Annotated in this window: 17 protein-coding genes; 11 read left to right on the forward strand and 6 right to left on the reverse strand. The window is 73.7% G+C overall.

From position 1 onward, the window contains the following. The first annotated feature begins 51 nt into the window (after positions 1-51). The 3 genes from LQ327_RS18630 to LQ327_RS18640 all read left to right on the forward strand — a co-directional run bounded on the left by LQ327_RS18630 (position 52) and on the right by LQ327_RS18640 (position 3,235). A complete protein-coding gene (locus LQ327_RS18630; protein WP_230736463.1) occupies positions 52-810 on the forward strand; it encodes a metalloregulator ArsR/SmtB family transcription factor in 759 nt (252 codons plus the stop codon). 242 nt (positions 811-1,052) lie between these two features. After that, positions 1,053-2,297 carry an amidohydrolase family protein gene (locus LQ327_RS18635; RefSeq protein WP_230736466.1) on the forward strand — a complete coding sequence of 415 codons (1,245 nt, stop codon included), beginning with the start codon at positions 1,053-1,055 and terminating at the stop codon, positions 2,295-2,297. Positions 2,298-2,377: 80 nt separating this feature from the next. Next, on the forward strand, positions 2,378-3,235 hold the full coding sequence (locus LQ327_RS18640; RefSeq protein ID WP_230736468.1) for an alpha/beta fold hydrolase: 858 nt from the start codon (positions 2,378-2,380) through the stop codon (positions 3,233-3,235). Between the two features lie 5 nt (positions 3,236-3,240). On the opposite strand, the gene LQ327_RS18645 is transcribed toward LQ327_RS18640, so the two are convergent. Continuing rightward, the gene (locus tag LQ327_RS18645; protein WP_230736470.1) at positions 3,241-4,104 is read right to left on the reverse strand and encodes a pyridoxamine 5'-phosphate oxidase family protein; all 864 of its coding nucleotides are present in this window, start codon (positions 4,102-4,104) and stop codon (positions 3,241-3,243) included. A gap of 1 nt (position 4,105) precedes the next feature. Then, complete coding sequence (locus LQ327_RS18650; protein WP_230736472.1) at positions 4,106-4,579, reverse strand: VOC family protein; 474 nt, start codon at positions 4,577-4,579, stop codon at positions 4,106-4,108. Between the two features lie 60 nt (positions 4,580-4,639). Between LQ327_RS18650 and LQ327_RS18655 the strand changes: the two genes are divergently transcribed. The 3 genes from LQ327_RS18655 to LQ327_RS18665 all read left to right on the forward strand — a co-directional run bounded on the left by LQ327_RS18655 (position 4,640) and on the right by LQ327_RS18665 (position 6,953). Then, positions 4,640-5,245: a CGNR zinc finger domain-containing protein gene (locus tag LQ327_RS18655; protein WP_230736474.1), complete on the forward strand. Its 606-nt coding sequence runs from the start codon at positions 4,640-4,642 to the stop codon at positions 5,243-5,245. A 110-nt stretch (positions 5,246-5,355) separates the two neighbouring features. Beyond that, entirely contained in the window at positions 5,356-6,120 is a 765-nt protein-coding gene (locus LQ327_RS18660) for a class I SAM-dependent methyltransferase (protein WP_230736476.1), read from the forward strand. Positions 6,121-6,248: 128 nt separating this feature from the next. Further along, a complete protein-coding gene (locus LQ327_RS18665; RefSeq protein WP_230736478.1) occupies positions 6,249-6,953 on the forward strand; it encodes a flavodoxin family protein in 705 nt (234 codons plus the stop codon). A gap of 12 nt (positions 6,954-6,965) precedes the next feature. Here LQ327_RS18665 and LQ327_RS18670 read toward each other — a convergent pair whose 3' ends face one another. Together LQ327_RS18670 and LQ327_RS18675 are read right to left on the reverse strand one after the other, a co-directional pair. Further along, entirely contained in the window at positions 6,966-8,201 is a 1,236-nt protein-coding gene (locus LQ327_RS18670) for an alpha/beta hydrolase family protein (RefSeq protein WP_230736481.1), read from the reverse strand. Positions 8,202-8,293: 92 nt separating this feature from the next. Next, complete coding sequence (locus LQ327_RS18675; protein WP_230736483.1) at positions 8,294-8,635, reverse strand: MmcQ/YjbR family DNA-binding protein; 342 nt, start codon at positions 8,633-8,635, stop codon at positions 8,294-8,296. Positions 8,636-8,731: 96 nt separating this feature from the next. Between LQ327_RS18675 and LQ327_RS18680 the strand changes: the two genes are divergently transcribed. From LQ327_RS18680 to LQ327_RS18690, 3 genes are all read left to right on the forward strand, one after another. Continuing rightward, complete coding sequence (locus tag LQ327_RS18680) at positions 8,732-9,160, forward strand: YybH family protein (protein ID WP_230736485.1); 429 nt, start codon at positions 8,732-8,734, stop codon at positions 9,158-9,160. Further along, positions 9,157-9,732: a TIGR03086 family metal-binding protein gene (locus LQ327_RS18685; RefSeq protein ID WP_230736487.1), complete on the forward strand. Its 576-nt coding sequence runs from the start codon at positions 9,157-9,159 to the stop codon at positions 9,730-9,732. The genes LQ327_RS18680 and LQ327_RS18685 overlap by 4 nt, the downstream gene beginning before the upstream one ends. Positions 9,733-9,922: 190 nt before the next feature. After that, entirely contained in the window at positions 9,923-10,738 is an 816-nt protein-coding gene (locus LQ327_RS18690) for a hypothetical protein (protein ID WP_230736489.1), read from the forward strand. A 30-nt stretch (positions 10,739-10,768) separates the two neighbouring features. On the opposite strand, the gene LQ327_RS18695 is transcribed toward LQ327_RS18690, so the two are convergent. Next, on the reverse strand, positions 10,769-11,491 hold the full coding sequence (locus LQ327_RS18695; protein ID WP_230736490.1) for a hydroxypyruvate isomerase family protein: 723 nt from the start codon (positions 11,489-11,491) through the stop codon (positions 10,769-10,771). Then, positions 11,488-12,669 carry an aminotransferase gene (locus LQ327_RS18700; RefSeq protein ID WP_230736493.1) on the reverse strand — a complete coding sequence of 394 codons (1,182 nt, stop codon included), beginning with the start codon at positions 12,667-12,669 and terminating at the stop codon, positions 11,488-11,490. The genes LQ327_RS18695 and LQ327_RS18700 overlap by 4 nt, the downstream gene beginning before the upstream one ends. A gap of 58 nt (positions 12,670-12,727) precedes the next feature. On the opposite strand from LQ327_RS18700, the gene LQ327_RS18705 reads away from it, so the two are divergent. Further along, positions 12,728-14,344 carry a flavin-containing monooxygenase gene (locus tag LQ327_RS18705; protein WP_308286341.1) on the forward strand — a complete coding sequence of 539 codons (1,617 nt, stop codon included), beginning with the start codon at positions 12,728-12,730 and terminating at the stop codon, positions 14,342-14,344. A gap of 69 nt (positions 14,345-14,413) precedes the next feature. Next, a complete protein-coding gene (locus LQ327_RS18710) occupies positions 14,414-15,046 on the forward strand; it encodes an acyltransferase (protein ID WP_230736495.1) in 633 nt (210 codons plus the stop codon). Positions 15,047-15,078 lie beyond the last annotated feature (32 nt).

Genomic DNA, 15,078 nt, shown 5'->3' on the forward strand with positions numbered 1-15,078 from the left:
AGTAGCACCGAATTAGAGTGCGACCGAAACCGGGAGTCAAGGGTGGTGGGTGTGGACGAGGTCCAACGGGTGCTGCACGCCCTCAGCTCGCCGGTGCGCCGGGAGATCCTGTGGCTGATCGGCGATCGGGAGCGGGCGGCCGGGGAGATCGCGGCGGGGGTGCACGTCAGTGCCCCGACGGTCTCCGAGCACCTCAAGGTGCTCCGGGACGCCGGTCTCGTCGCGATGCGAGTGGACGGCAGCTTCCGGCGCTACCGGGCCCGCCGGGAGGTGCTCGACGGGCTGCAGCGGCTGCTCGTCGGCCCGGGTGACCGGTGGGAGCCGGCCGACGACCTCCCGGAGCGCGAGCGGGCGAGCGCCCGGACCGCCATCGCGGTCGTCGCGACGGTGGACCTGCCCTGCTCCCGGGAGACCGCGTTCACCGCGCTGACCGATGCCGAGGTCTACAGCCGCTGGCTCGGCGTCCCGGTCCGGATCTCCGACGGGCACTTCGCGGCGACCATGGAGTGGGGCACGCAGGTGCGGGGGCGCTACGAGCTGACCGTCGCGCCGGAGCTGATCGTGATGTGGTGGGACCTCGCCGACGACGACGTCGTCCCGGTGCCCGGTGGCGAGCACCGCGCGTACGCCCACATCCTCGAGACGGCGGAGGGCTGCCGGGTCGAGGTGAACCAGCTGGTGGACACCCCCGAGCAGGCCAGGTTCATGCACAACGCCTGGCGGATGGTGCTCGGTCGGCTCGCCGACGCCGCACCCGATCTCGCGGCGACCCGGACGCGGTCGAGCCGGGCCAAGCACGTCCGGGGGTGAGCGCCGCCGGTCCGGGGTCGTGCCGCGCGTGGAGGGTGGGAAGTGGTCTGGCGCGACCGAGTTCCTTGATCACCAGGATGACGAGGATCTGCCCGCCCAGCCCTCACATCCTCGTCATCCCGGTGATCATGGGCCGAGGGGAGGGGGCGGGAGCAGGAAACCGTGGGGCCGTCAGGAGAGCACGCGCCTCGTAGGCCACTCCGAGTGACCGGAGTGAACGCGGTCTGTCAGGCTCGGCGGCGATGTCCGACGCGACCGACTCCTCGCCCGACCGCGGCTCCGGCACGCTGATCACGGCCCGGCGGGTGATCACCGACCCGGAGCGGGAGCCGCTCGAACAGGGTGGGGTGCTGCTGCGCGACGGCGTGGTCGCCGCCGTGGGGCCGGCGAGCGAGCTCGAGCGGACCGCGGGCGCCGTCGACCACCTCGAGTTCCCGATGGGAACGGTCATCCCCGGGCTGATCAACGCCCACCTCCACCTCGCGTTCGACGTCACCACCGATCCGCGCACCGCCCTCGAGGCCGGGGACGCGGACGCGGTGCGGGCGACCATCGCGGCGAACGCGCGGGCGGCGCTCGACGGCGGCGTCACCACCGCCCGGGACCTCGGCGACCAGGCCGGGCTCGTGGCGGCGTTCGGGGCGCAGGCCGCCACCGGGGACGTCGCGGGCCCACGCCTCCTGTCCGCGATGTCGCCGCTGACGACGCCCGGAGGCCACTGCTGGTTCCTCGGCGGCGAGATCGACACCAGCGGGGACGACGCCGAACGGGTCGTGCGCGCGGCGGTCGACGAGCGGGCCGACGCCGGCGCCGACCTCATCAAGATCATGGCGAGCGGCGGCCACCTGACCCCGACCGGCGCACCCATGTGGCAGAGCCAGTTCGGAGACCGCGATCTCGCCGTCGTCGTCGAGGCCGCGCACGAGCGGGGCCTGCCCGTGGCCGGGCACGCCCACGGCACCGAGGCGATGGCGCGGTGTGCCCGCGCGGGCGTCGACACCATCGAGCACGGCGGCTGGCAGGCCCCGCCGGGCGCCGACGGCAAGGCCCGCCACGACCTCTCGCCCGAGGTCGCCGATCTCGTCGCCGCGTCCGGGGCGGCCATCGTCCCCACCCGGGCCCGCGGCTGGGAGTCCTGGACCGCCGAGGCGGGGCTCGAGCTCCAGCTGGAGAAGTTCGCCTGGGACGCGGAGCGCGGCATCCCGCTGATCGCCGGCAACGACGCCGGGGTGGGCCAGGGCTACTTCGACGACCTCGTCGACGCGATCACGCTCTTCGAGGCGGCGGGGTGGTCGCGCGCACAGGCCCTCGCGACCGCGACGACCCGGGCCGCCGCGGCCGTCGGCCAGGCCCACCACGTCGGTCGCCTCGAGACCGGCCACAGCGCCGACCTGGTCGTGCTCGACGCCGACCCGCTGGCCGATCTCCACGCGCTCCGCAAGGTCCGCCTCGTCGTCGTACGCGGTCGGCAGCACGTCCCGTCCTGATCACCGGCCCCGTCGCCGGGGCGGCCGGGCCCTGCCAGGGTGGCGGGCACTGTCGTCGACCCCCCGGGAGGAGATCGGTCGTGCCGGTCGCCCTGACCACCCATCGCGTCGCGCTCGACGGGATCACGCTCAACGTCGTCGAGGGCGGTGAGGGGCCGGCGGTCCTGCTCCTGCACGGCTTCCCCGACCGCGCGACGTTGTGGCAGCACCAGATCGAGGGCCTGGCCGAGCAGGGATACCGGGTCATCGCCCCGGACCTGCGCGGCTTCGGCGACAGCGACCGGCCGGCGGAGGTCGGGGCCTACGGGGTGCGGACGGTCATCGGTGACCTCCTCGCGCTGCTCGACCACCTGGGCGTCGGCGAGGTCCGCGTCGCCGCCCACGACTGGGGTGCGGCGGTGGCCTGGGCACTGACGGCGTTCGCGCCGGGGCGGGTGAGTCGTCTCGCCGCCTTCTCGGTCGGCCACCCGCACGCGTTCGCGGGTGCGGGCTACGTCCAGAAGCAGCTCTCCTGGTACATGCTCTGGTTCCAGTTCCCGGGGGTCGCCGAGACGCAGATGCCCGCCGACGACTGGCACTGGTACCGCGACTGGGCCCACGGCGGCACGGCGCGCGGGGTCGATCCTCTCGTCGACCAGCAGCTGGCGGACCTCGACCGTCCGGGGGCGCTCACCGCCGGGCTGAACTGGTACCGCGCCGGGATGCCCCCGGAGATCTACGCCGCGACCGGGGGGCCGCTCGAGATGCCGGCGATCCGATGCCCGGTGCTGGGGGTCTGGAGCGACGGCGACCTCGCGCTGACCGAGCGGCAGATGACCGACTCGCAGCGCTACGTCGCGGGGTCCTGGCGCTACGAGCGGATCCCGCGGGTCGGGCACTGGATTCCCGCGCACGCCCCGGCCCGCACGACGGAGATGCTCCTCGAGCACTTCGCGTAGCGGGCTCAGTCCTGGTCCGCCCGGTAGGGCACGTGGGACGAGACCACCAGCTCGGGCGTGAAGCGCACCCGCCGCCCGGTCTCCTCGTCGGCGTCCCACTCGACGCTCGCCCGCCCGGACAGCTGCAGGACCGCGCCCCGGTCGAGGTCGAGGAACAACAGGGACGCGGCCGGGTCGACGGCGAGGTTGCCGAGGCTGTTGAACAGGTTGTTGCCGGGATAGTCCGGCCACCACAGCTCGCCGTCCTCGTGGCGCACGAAGCCCGGCTCCCCACCCCGGTGGGACGCGTCCGCGCCCCGCTCCGGGTGGTGCGTGCCCAGGACGAACGTGTCCGCGTGCACGATCTGGTCGACGTCCTCGGGTGCGAGCCGCGTGCTCCGACGAGCGTGCGCCTCCCCGTCGTCGTCGTGGTCGTCACCGATCCCGACGAGCCGACGGGGGTGGATGTAGCGCGGGCAGTTCCCGTAGGCCTGCTCGACGACGACCGCGAGCCGGTCCGGTCCGGACTCGCTCACCGTCCCGTTGACGCGCAGCCGGCGACGCCGGGCGAAGTCGACGAGCAGCACCCCCACCGGTCGGCCGACCGGCAGGTCCCGCAGCGGGTCGTCCGCGGCCACCGTGCGGGACATCGTCAGGGCCCGGTCGTGCCCCGCGGCGAACCCGGGCGGCCCGAACACCGGTGAGGTCCAGAGGTGCCCCTGGTCGTCCTCGGCGGTGACGAACACCAGGTCGCGCTCGGCGACGAAGCGCGCCATGCCGCCGCTGAGGTGCGCCGAGCTGACCATCCCCGCGAGGCGCTGGGCCTCGGCAGCGACCCCGGCCCGCCGCTGGACCAGCAGCTCGCCCTCGTGGAACCCGTCGTCGGGCACGTCAGCCGAAGAAGCCGCAGGACGGCGCGGCGCCGGTGACGGCCCGCTCGGTCGCGACCCCGGCGGGCGCGCACACCTCGAGCCGCGTCCCGTCGGGGTCGAGGAAGAAGATGCCGCCGGAGTCGAACTCGGTGCTGTGGGGGACGATCTCGCCGCCGTGGAGCAGCTCGACGCCCAGGCTCTGCACCCGGTCACGGACGCGCTCGACGTCGGAGACCGAGTCCACGTGGAAGGCCAGGTGGTGCAGCCCCGGGGCGTGGGTGGAGAACGTCCCGGTGCTCTGCTCCCAGAGCGTGATCGCGAGCCGGTCCAGGAAGACCTCGGAGCTGACGTCCGGGTTGCCGAGGAAGGCGAACCGCCGGCCGTCCTCGGTGGACTCGCCGAGGAGCTCGAGCCCGAGAACCTCCAGGTAGAACCGCCGCGAACGGTCGAGGTCGGTGACGTTGATCCCGACGTGCCCGGTGCCCAGTGCCATGATGTCTCCCGATCACTGCCCAGTGAACTAACCGTCTTGGAGTACGATTGCAGGTTAGTGATGGATGAACAAGCCCCGGAGCACCCCTTCGTCTTCCTCGGCGGTGACGTCGCGCTGGACTTCGTCAACACGGTGCTGGTCGACGGCGGCGCGCCGGTCGACCGGCTGCCCGCGCCCGCCGACCTGGCCGGGTGGGTCGCAGCGTCGGGGCTGGGGGAGGAGTTCGGCGTCCCGGACCGGATCGCCCCGACGGTCCACGCCACCGCGATCGCGCTGCGGGGCGCGCTGAAGGCGGGCTTCGACGCGGTCGTGACGGGCGAGCCGGTGCCGGACGAGGCGGTGGCCTCGCTGAACGCGGTGCTGCGTACGGGGCCCGGGAGCGAACTGCGCGGTCTCCCGGGCGACGACCTGCGGCTCCGGCCGGCGGTCGACCTCACAGCCGACGCCACGGCCCTGCCCTGGTTGCTCGCCGACGCGGGCGCCCGGTTGCTGGTCGGCGACCGCGCCCGGCTGCTGCGGCGCTGCGCCAACCACGACACCTGCGTGCTGATGTTCCTCGACACGTCGCGGAGCCACACCCGGCGCTGGTGCAGCATGGATCTCTGCGGCAACCGCAGCAAGGTCGCGGCCCACGGCGCGCGGGCACGCCGCCGACAGCAGCCGTAGCGGGTTAGGGACTGCCCGGGGCCGCGTCGCCGACCCCGGGCGTCCGGTCCGCCGACCTGTCACGCTCTGCGCCACCGACAGCGCTGTCGGTACCCATGAGGGGAGCCGTCATGGACCGGACCGTCGAGCACTACGAGCGGATCGCCGCCACCTACAACGAGCACTGGACCTACAACCCCGACTACGTGCGGGGCTTCTCCCACGCGATCACCGACGCGCTGCGGCTGACCGCCTCGGACGCCATCGCCGACATCGGGTGCGGCACCGGGCTCTACACCCGCCGGCTCTACGAGGACGTCCGGCCGACCCGCCCCATCCTCTGTGTCGACCCGGTCCGCGCCATGCTCGACCAGATCCCGGCCTCGCCCGGCCTGCAGCCGCTGCTCGCCGAGGCGGAGGACCTGGCCTCCGGGCGGGTCGCGCTCCCGGACGGCGGCCCGCTGGACGCGATCCTCCTCAAGGAGTCGATCCACCACATGCCGGACCGGCGGGCCACGTTCGACGGCCTCGCCGGCCTGCTGTCGGGCCACGGGCGGGTCCTGATCGTCATGCTCCCGAAGTCCATCCAGCACCCGCTCTTCGCCGAGGCGCACGAGCGGTTCGAGCAGCTGCAGCCCGACCCGACCGAGATCGCGGACATGGTCGCCGCGGCCGGCCTGCGCTCGTCGGTCAGCTACCGGACCTTCCATGCCGCGGTCGAGCGCGAGCGCTACGTCCACATGCTCGAGTCCCGGTACATGTCGGTGCTCGGGGAGTTCTCGGAGGACGAGCTGCGCGCCGGGATCGACCAGTTCCGGCACTCGTACCGGGACACGCCGCTGCTGCGCTTCGACGACCACTTCGCCTTCGTGAAGGGCTGGGTCCCGGCTCGCTGATCCCGGAGACCCACTCCGCGTGCCCGCCCGGGCACGGCGCGAGGTGATGGTTCCCCCCGGCGCCCGACGGGAGGATCGTCCGCGTCGGGACGCGCGGCGGACGTGCCGCGGTCGAGGGGGAGGCAGCCGTGCCCGAGTACGAAGATCTGTCGGCGCTGTTCGTGAACTGCACCCTCAAGCGCTCGCCCGAGGTGAGCAACACCCAGGGACTGGTGGACCTCAGCGTCGGCATCCTCGAGAAGCAGGGCGTGCAGGTCGACCAGATCCGCGCCATCGACCACGACATCGCGGTCGGCGTCTGGCCGGACATGACCGAGCACGGCTGGGCGACCGACGAGTGGCCCGCGCTCTACCGGCGGGTGCTGGCCGCGGACATCCTCGTCATCGCCGGCCCGATCTGGCTCGGGGACAACAGCTCGGTCACCAAGCTGGTCATCGAACGGCTCTACGCCTGTTCGCACCTGCTGAACGAGGCGGGCCAGTACGCCTACTACGGCCGGGTCGGCGGCTGCCTGATCACCGGCAACGAGGACGGCGTGAAGCACTGCGCGATGAACGTGCTCTACAGCCTCCAGCACCTCGGGTACACGATTCCGCCGCAGGCCGACGCCGGCTGGATCGGCGAGGCCGGCCCCGGCCCGTCCTACCTCGATCCCGGGTCCGGCGGGCCGTCGAACGACTTCACCAACCGGAACACCACGTTCATGACCTGGAACCTGCTGCACGTGGCGCGGATGCTCAAGGACCGCGGTGGCATCCCGGCCCACGGCAACCAGCGCTCGGAGTGGGACGCCGGGTGCCGGTTCGACTTCGCGAACCCGGAGCACCGCTGAGCCGGGAGCGGGTCACTGGCCGTTCTCCCGCGCGAGCGCCGGCTCCCGGGTCTCGCGGAGCACCCCGGCCAGCCAGCGGAACAGGTGCTCGTGGAAGACCGCGCGCCCGGTCATCTCGCAGTGGCCGCTGACGTCGTCGTCGTCACCGAACTCGACGTACTCGTGGGGACACGTCAGGGCGTCCGCCATGGCCCGGGCGTCGGCGCTGATGTCGTCGCCGGCGGTGTGGCAGACGAAGGTGGGGCAGCGGATCAGGTGCTCGCGGCCCTTGAGCGTGTACTGGGGCGCGATCTCCAGGAAGGCCATCGGGTCGTCGACGCCGTGGACCCAGAGGTTGCGGCGCAGCGCCCACCCGGCCGAGGGCTTGTGCATGGTCGAGTCCAGAGCCCGGTCCAGCAGGGCCAGGGCGACCCGGTTGCCGTCGGGGAGCTGGTGGGCGAGGGCGCCGGGGATCCGGGACACGGCCGCGTCGTAGAGGTCGTACGGCCCGGAGTCGGCCACGCAGGCGGCGAGGCGGTGCTCGACGGTGGCCGCGCGCGGCGCGGTGTAGCCGCCGAAGCTCCAGCCGATCAGCACCAGCCGGTCGGGGTCGACGTCGGGGCGCGCGACGGCCAGGTCGACGACGGGGGTGACCACGTTCTCCCAGTCGGGGCGGAACGGGATGCCCTGGTCGAGGATCACCGAGCCCTGGCCGGGGCCGTCGAAGGCGAGGACGTGGTAGCCGCGTTCGAGCGCGGCGGCGCCGTTGGCGAAGTACAGCTCCTCGACGGTGCCGTCGTAGCCGTTGGTGAGGATCACGGTCGGCCGCGGGCGCCCGTCGTCGGCGGCGCGGAAGAAGTACCCGGGCAGCGTGGTGCCCTCGTACGGGATCGCGAGGATCTCCGGCGGCGAGGCGAACAGCGCCGCGCCGCTGCGGAACGTGTCGGTCTGCCGGGCGGCGGCGTGCCGGAAGCGGTCGTCGACCGGCGCGCCCATGAGGAACAGGCCCGCGGTGCGGTAGTAGTTGGACGCGCGGAGGTAGGCGCCCCGCGCTCCCGCCCGGTCGCCGGCGAGGGAACTCGCGACCGCGTCCTGCTCGGCCCGCTGGGCGGTCGCCAGCCACTCGCGGTACCAGAGCTCGGGGTCCATCGTCGTGATCCGGTGGGCGGTCCCGATGCACTCGCCGACCTCCGCCCCGCCGGAGCGGACGTAGGCGAGGGCCCGGACGAACTGGGCGTCGAAGAGATCGTCGTGCAGAACGAGGGTCATGCGTCCCGTCCTCCCTGGGCCGCCGCGGCGTGAGCGCCCGAGTGTGACGCTCAGTTGCGGCCGGGCGGGCCAGGATCACACTGATGGAGCAGTCATGCCTCCGTCCGCATCCGCCAGGCGTCGGTGACCAGTTCCGTCAGGCGGCCGATGTCGACGCGTCCGAGGCGCACCATCACCAGCGGGAAGCGTTCGTAGGCGGGGGTCGAGAAGAACAGGTCGGGCTCGCCGAGGACCAGGGCCTGCCGTTCCGCCTCGTCGCCGACGAACAGCACGGCGATGTCGGTGCGCAGCACCCGCCGTCCCGACCCCTGGCGCTCCGGATACGACCACACGAAGCCGCGGCCGCCGACCCGGAAGTCGAACCCGTCGCTCTCGATCTCCTCGACGCCGTCGAGCGCGAGGGCCAGCCGGCGGACGTCGTGCTCGTCGGTCACGGTCGTGCCTCCCTCGCCGTCTCGTCGGGTGTGTCCCGCCCGGGGCCTCGCTACGATGCCCCGACCAGGGAATCCTCCTCGACATCGGGATCGGCCATGACTGAGGTCGACGAATTCCTCGACGCCGTCGTGCCGCGGCTGGTCGAGGCGGACACCGCACTGCACAACGGGGACGCCGCGCCGCGCCGGGCGCTGTGGTCGCACGAGGACCCGGTCACCCTCTTCGGCGCCGCGATCACCACGCACGGCTGGCCGGCGGTCTCGACCGTGTTCGGGCAGCTCGCGGACACGTTCTCGGACTGCACGGCCTACGACTGCGAGGTGCTGGCCGCCGGGACCAGCGGCGACCTCGGGTACCTCGTCGCGATCGAGCGCGTGACGCTGTCGATGGAGGGTGGCCCGCCGCGGTCGATCGCGCTGCGCGCCACCACCGTCTTCCGCCGGGAGGACGGCGCCTGGAAGGCCGTCCACCGCCACGGCGACCCGGGACCCTCGGACACCTACACCTGGATCGTCGAGAAGTGAGCCCTCCCGGCGCGGACGCCCGGACGCTGATCCCGGCGGCCGTCGACCGGTTCGGGGCACGGGTGCACGCCGTCCCGTCCGGCGCCTGGGACGCCCCGACTCCGTGCGACGCCTGGACCGTCCGGGACCTGGTCAACCACCTGTGCTCCGAGCACCGGTGGGCCCCGCTCATCCTGGCCGGCCGGACGATGGACGAGGTCGGCGACCGCTTCGACGGCGACCTGGTCGGCGACGACCCCGTGAGCGCCTGGGACCGGGCCGCGGAGCCGTCGCGGGCGGCATGGCGCGCGACGGGGTCGCACGCCCCGCGGGTGCACGTGTCGTTCGGATGGCTCGACGTCGAGGAGTACGCGGTCCAGATGCTCGTCGACCTCACCGTGCACGAGTGGGACCTCGCGCGGGGCGCGGGGCTGGACGAGGAGCTCGACGCCGCCGGCGTCGAGGCGGCGCTGGCCTACATCCGCACCGACCCGATCATGCTCACGGGGCCGGGCCTGTTCGCCCGGGCGGTCCGGCCGCGCTCGCCGTCGCCGCGCGACGAGCTGCTGGCGCTGGTGGGGCGTCGTGTGTGAACGCCGTTCCCCGGCCGGGGCACTGGGTTAGGATGACCTGAGTCGGGCTGCCCTTCCACGGTGATCAGCCCGTTTCGCCGTTCGAGCCAAGGACGGTCGGGCCACGCGCGACGTCGATACCGGCGTGGCCCTCAGCGCGATGCCCGTGTCGGGGACGGGTTCTCGCGGGTTTTCGACATCTGGGGGTGTGATGGGTCGTCGCTCGGAACAGGCCCGGGTGTTCCCGTCACCGCGGTCCGACGACTGGCAGCGCATCGTCGACGAGGGCGTCGACAGCGTCGAGGTCAAGATCCTGCTCGGCCCGGCCGCGGACGCGGCCGCGGCGGCCCTGACCGGCCGCACGACGAGCCGGTGGCGGCTGCGCCGGGTGTACCTGCTCGACACCCCCGACCTGGACTTCGCCCGGTCCGGGGTGGAGATGCGGCTGCGACGGCGTGCCCGGGGGCGTCACGACCTCACGGTCCGGGCGCGGCGCCGCCACGGCGGGGCCCGGCGCCCGCAGCCGCCGGGGGCGCGCGTCGAGTTCGACGTGCTGCCCGGCGCGGTGTGGCACACCGTCGAGCTGCGCCGCGACGTCGACGCCTCGCTGGCCGAGGCGGTCGCCGCCGGGAGCGCGTTCCCCCGCGAGCTGCTCACCGGTGAGCAGGAGGAGTGGATGCGCGCGGCCGCGGGGAGCCTGCCCGCCGCCGCCCTCGCCACCAGCCTGGTCGTGCACGGCCCGCTGCGGGTGAGCCGCGTCGGCGTCCCCGACAGCCGGTTCCGCGCCGGGCGCGCCCACCTCGAGCACTGCCGCTACCCGAGCGGCCGCGAGCTCGTCGAGTTCTCCACCCGCTGCCCGCCCGAGTCGGCCGGTCGGGTCGCCGAGGAGGTCACCCGCTTCCTCGCCTCCCAGGGCGTCGCGCCGTCACGCAGCCACGCGACCAAGACCGCGATCTGGCTCGACGAGCTCACCCGGTGCGCGGCGTCCGACGACGACGCCCTGCCCACGCCCCGTCCGGGCTCCTGAGCCGGCCGCGGGGCTGATCGCCGGCGGGGCTCAGGACGGCAGGTGCTCGAGCGCGACCCAGCCGTCGTAGCCGGCGGCGGTGAGCGCCTCGAGCCACCGTGCCAGCGGCAGCGACCCGGTGCCCGGCGCGCCGCGTCCGGGGGAGTCGGCGATCTGGACGTGCGCGAAGTCGTCCCCGCGCAGCGCGATCGTCGCGTCGACGTCCTCGCCGTTGACCGCCAGGTGGTACAGGTCGCCGAGGACGCCCGCGCCCTTGCCGAGCGCGCTGACCAGCGCGAACGCGTCCCTCGACGTCGTGATCGGGTAGTCCTCGACGCCGCTGAGCGGCTCGATCAGGATGCGCCGCCCGTCGGCGAGCGCCGCCTTGGCGGCCATCTCGAGCCGGTCCGCCGCGAAGTCCCGCAGCGGCCCGATCCCGACGAGCGTGTTGAACAGCCGGGTGCCCAGGCGGCGCCCGACCTCGAGGGCGACGGCGAGCGAGTCGTCGAACTCGGGCTTGCGGTCCCGCTCCTGGACGATCCCGCGCTCGCCGGCGGCCATGTCCCCGCCGAAGGTGTTCATCGCGACCAGCTCGACCCCGGCGTCGGTCACGGCGGCCACGAAGGCGTCGACCTCGGCGTCCGACGGTCCGGCGGACGCGAACGGCCACCACGACTCGATCGCGGTGAACCCGTCCTGGGCCGCCCGCTCGGCCCGCCCGAGCAGCGGGGTGTCCGGGTAGAGGATCGAGACGTTCGCCGCGTGTGCGGTCATCGCCCGCTCCCGAAGGTCGTGAGCCGCTCGGCGAGGTCGTCGAGGGCCTCGAGCCCGAGGTTGCCGACGCTCACGCGCATGGTGCCGTCGTCGCGGCTCTGGAAGTCGGTCCCGGGCATCACCAGGACATCCTGCTCGGTCAGCAGGTCGGCGACGACGTCCGGGGTGGGCCGGTCGAACGGGTGCCGCACCCACGCGAAGAACCCGCCGCAGGTGAGGACCTCGACCCCGCCGGGCCGTTCGGCGAGCGTCGTCGTGAACGCCGCGCGGCGGCCCGCGACCTCGGCGGCGCGCTCGGCGCGCCAGTCCCGGGCCTTCGTCAGGCCGGCCCACGCCGCTTCCTGGCCGATGCGCGGGGCGCCGATCGCGACGCAGTCGAGCAGCTTCATGACGTCGCGGCGCAGCTCCGGCGCCCCGACGACGGCCCCGACCCGGTAGCCCGGCAGCGCGAGGTCCTTCGAGAAGCTGTGGAGGCTGACGACGGTGTCGCGCCAGTCCGGGTCGGCGAACAGCCGGTGCGGTGGCGCCGGGTCGTCACGGAAGGAGCGGTAGGTCTCGTCGAGCACCAGCGCGAGGTCGTGACGACGCGCGAGGGCGGCGAGGGCCGCGAGCTCGTCCGGGGGCACGACGACGCCGGTGGGGTTGCCCGGCGTCACGACGACGACGGCGCGGGTCCGGTCGGTGATCAGCGGCTCGACGTCGGCGGCGCGGAGCACGAGGTCGGGACCGGGCTCGGCGATCACCGGCACGACGCCGTGCATCCGCAGCCACATCTCGTGGTTGAAGTACACCGGGCGCGGCGTGACGACCTCGTCGCCCGGCTCGGTCAACGTCGCCGCGACCAGGCAGAACGCCTGGTTGCAGCCGGCCGTGACGACGACGTCGTCGGATTCGAGCCGCCCGCCGCCGTAGTCCTCGACGAGGTCGGCCGCGAACGCCTCGCGGAGATGGCCGAGGCCGGCCTGCGCCGCGTAGGCGGCGCCGCGGGGGTCGTGCGCGACTGCGGTGACGTGCTCGACGACCTCCGGGGCGGGCGGGTACGCGGGCGCGGCCTGGGCGAGGTCGAGGAGCGGGCCGCGGCCGGCCCGCGTCGGGAGCCGCGCATAGGCCGCACCGACCGGGGAGTCGATCCCGGCGGCAACGCGGGCAGCGAAACGCACCAGGAGAGCTTCGCTCATGTGCACGGATTTGGTCGCTCGGACGACGAAATCCGCTCACATGACGGAGTCTGTCGGGGTGGCTGCCGACGACGCTGACGTCCTCGTGATCGGAGCCGGGTTCGCCGGGCTCTACATGCTGCACCGGCTGCGCGGGCTCGGGTTCTCGGCGCGGGTGCTCGAGGCGGCCGACGGGGTGGGCGGCACCTGGTACTGGAACCGCTACCCGGGCGCGCGCTGCGATTCCGAGAGCTACTACTACTGCTACTCGTTCGACCCCGAGCTCGAGCAGGAGTGGCGCTGGACCGAGCGCTACCCGCGCCAGCCCGAGATCCTCGCCTACCTGGAGCACGTCGCGGACCGGTTCGACCTGCGGCGGGACATCGACTTCGGGGTGCGGGTCGCGTCGGCGGTGCGGGACGACGACGGCTGGTCGGTCACCGACACCGACGGGCGGGTGCGACGGTGCCGCTGGCTGGTGACCGCGGTCGGGTGCCTGTCCGCGGCGAACGTCCCGGACCTGCCGGGGCTCGCCGACTTCACGGGACCGTGGCACCACACCGGCCGGTGGCCGCACGACGGGGTCGACGTCGCGGGGAAGCGGGTCGGGCTCGTGGGCACCGGCTCGACCGGCATCCAGGCGGTCCCGGTGCTGGCCGAGGCGGCGGCGCACCTGTCCGTCTTCCAGCGCACCGCGAACTACTCGATCCCCGCCCGGAACGCGCCGGTGAGCGAGGCCGAGGTCGCCGCCACGAAGGCCGACTACCCGGAGATCCGCCGCGTCCAGCGCGAGTCGACCAACGGGCACCCGTTCCTCGTCGCCGACGTCGACGCGCTGGCGCTGTCCGACGACGAGCGGGACGGCGTCTACCAGCGCGCGTGGGACCGCGGCGGACTGCGCTTCCGGGCCGCCGTGAAGGACCTGCTCAGCGACCCCGCCGTCAACGAGACCGCCTCCGACTTCATCCGCGAGAAGATCCACGAGACGGTGGCCGACCCGGCGACGGCGGAGGCGCTGACGCCGCGCGACCACTACTTCGCCACCAAGCGCCCGCCGATCGACACCGGGTACTTCGAGACCTACAACCGGTCCGACGTGTCGCTGGTGGACGTGCGAGCCGATCCGATCGCGTCGGTCACCCCGGACGGTCTGCGGCTGGCGTCCGGGGCGGAGCACGAGCTCGACGTCCTGGTGTTCGCCACCGGGTTCGACGCCCTGACCGGTCCGCTGCTCTCGATCGACGTCCGCGGGCGCGACGGCGTGGCGCTGCGCGACGCCTGGGCGGAGGGCCCGCGGACCCACCTCGGCCTCGGCGTCGCCGGGTTCCCGGACCTGTTCACGATCACCGGGCCCGGCAGCCCGTCGGTGCTGACCAACATGCCGACCGCCATCGAGCAGCACGTCGACTGGATCGCCGACCTGCTCGTGCGGCTGCGCGAGACGGGGGAGACCGCCGAGCCGACGCGTGCGGCCGAGGACGCGTGGGCGGCCCGGGTGCAGGAGGCCGCGGACGCGACGCTGCTGCCGCAGGCGGCGTCGTCGTGGTACCTCGGCGCGAACGTGCCGGGCAAGCCGCGGGTCTTCCTGCCGTTCGCCGGCGGGATGAACCACTACCGGCGCGCGTGCGACGACGAGGCCGCCGCCGGCTACCCGGGGTTCGGCCTCCGGCCTCGTGCGTGCGTTTCCGTGTCATAGCACGGAAACGCACGCACAAGGCCGCAGGCCGAACGTAACGGATCTCCGGAGGACGCCGATCCCTCCGGCATGTCCCGCTGGCGCGATGCCCTCTTCGGTGAGTTCCGGGTGTCGCTGCCGCGCACCCTGGCCGCCCGCCGACCCACCCGGATCACCGCCTCGCGCGGGTTCGCGGTCCACCACCCGGAGCGCATCACGCTCGCCACGCCGGACGCCCGGCTGCGTCTCGGCACCCACGAGTTCGGCTTCGCCCGCGGCGATCAGGGCGGGCTGCTGCGCGTCGACGGCGAGCTCGAGCTCCGCGGCAACGTGCAGGTCGGGGTCGGCGCGGGGTGGGTGATCGGGGAGAACGGCCGGATGTCGATCGGCGCCCGTACCTACTTCTCGCCGAACACCCGGGTCGTCGCGATGAACTCCATCTCCATCGGCGACGACTGCGCGATCTCCTGGGACGTCCAGCTGCTCGACGAGGACTTCCACGAGGTCATCGTCGGCGGCGAGATCCGCTCGACGTCCGGGCCGATCAGCATCGGCAACCACGTGTGGATCGGCTCGCGCGCCACGGTCCTCAAGGGCGCGGTGATCCCCGACGACACCGCCGTCGCGGCCGGCGCCGTCGTCTCCGGCCGGTTCACCGAGCCGGGCACCGTCCTCGCGGGGTGCCCGGCCCGGCCGGTGCGGAAGAACGTGGTCTGGACCTAGCGGTCATGTGAACGAATGTGGTCGCCCTGGCG

The sequence above is a fragment of the Actinomycetospora endophytica genome, from assembly GCF_021026375.1.
Classification (GTDB): domain Bacteria; phylum Actinomycetota; class Actinomycetes; order Mycobacteriales; family Pseudonocardiaceae; genus Actinomycetospora; species Actinomycetospora endophytica.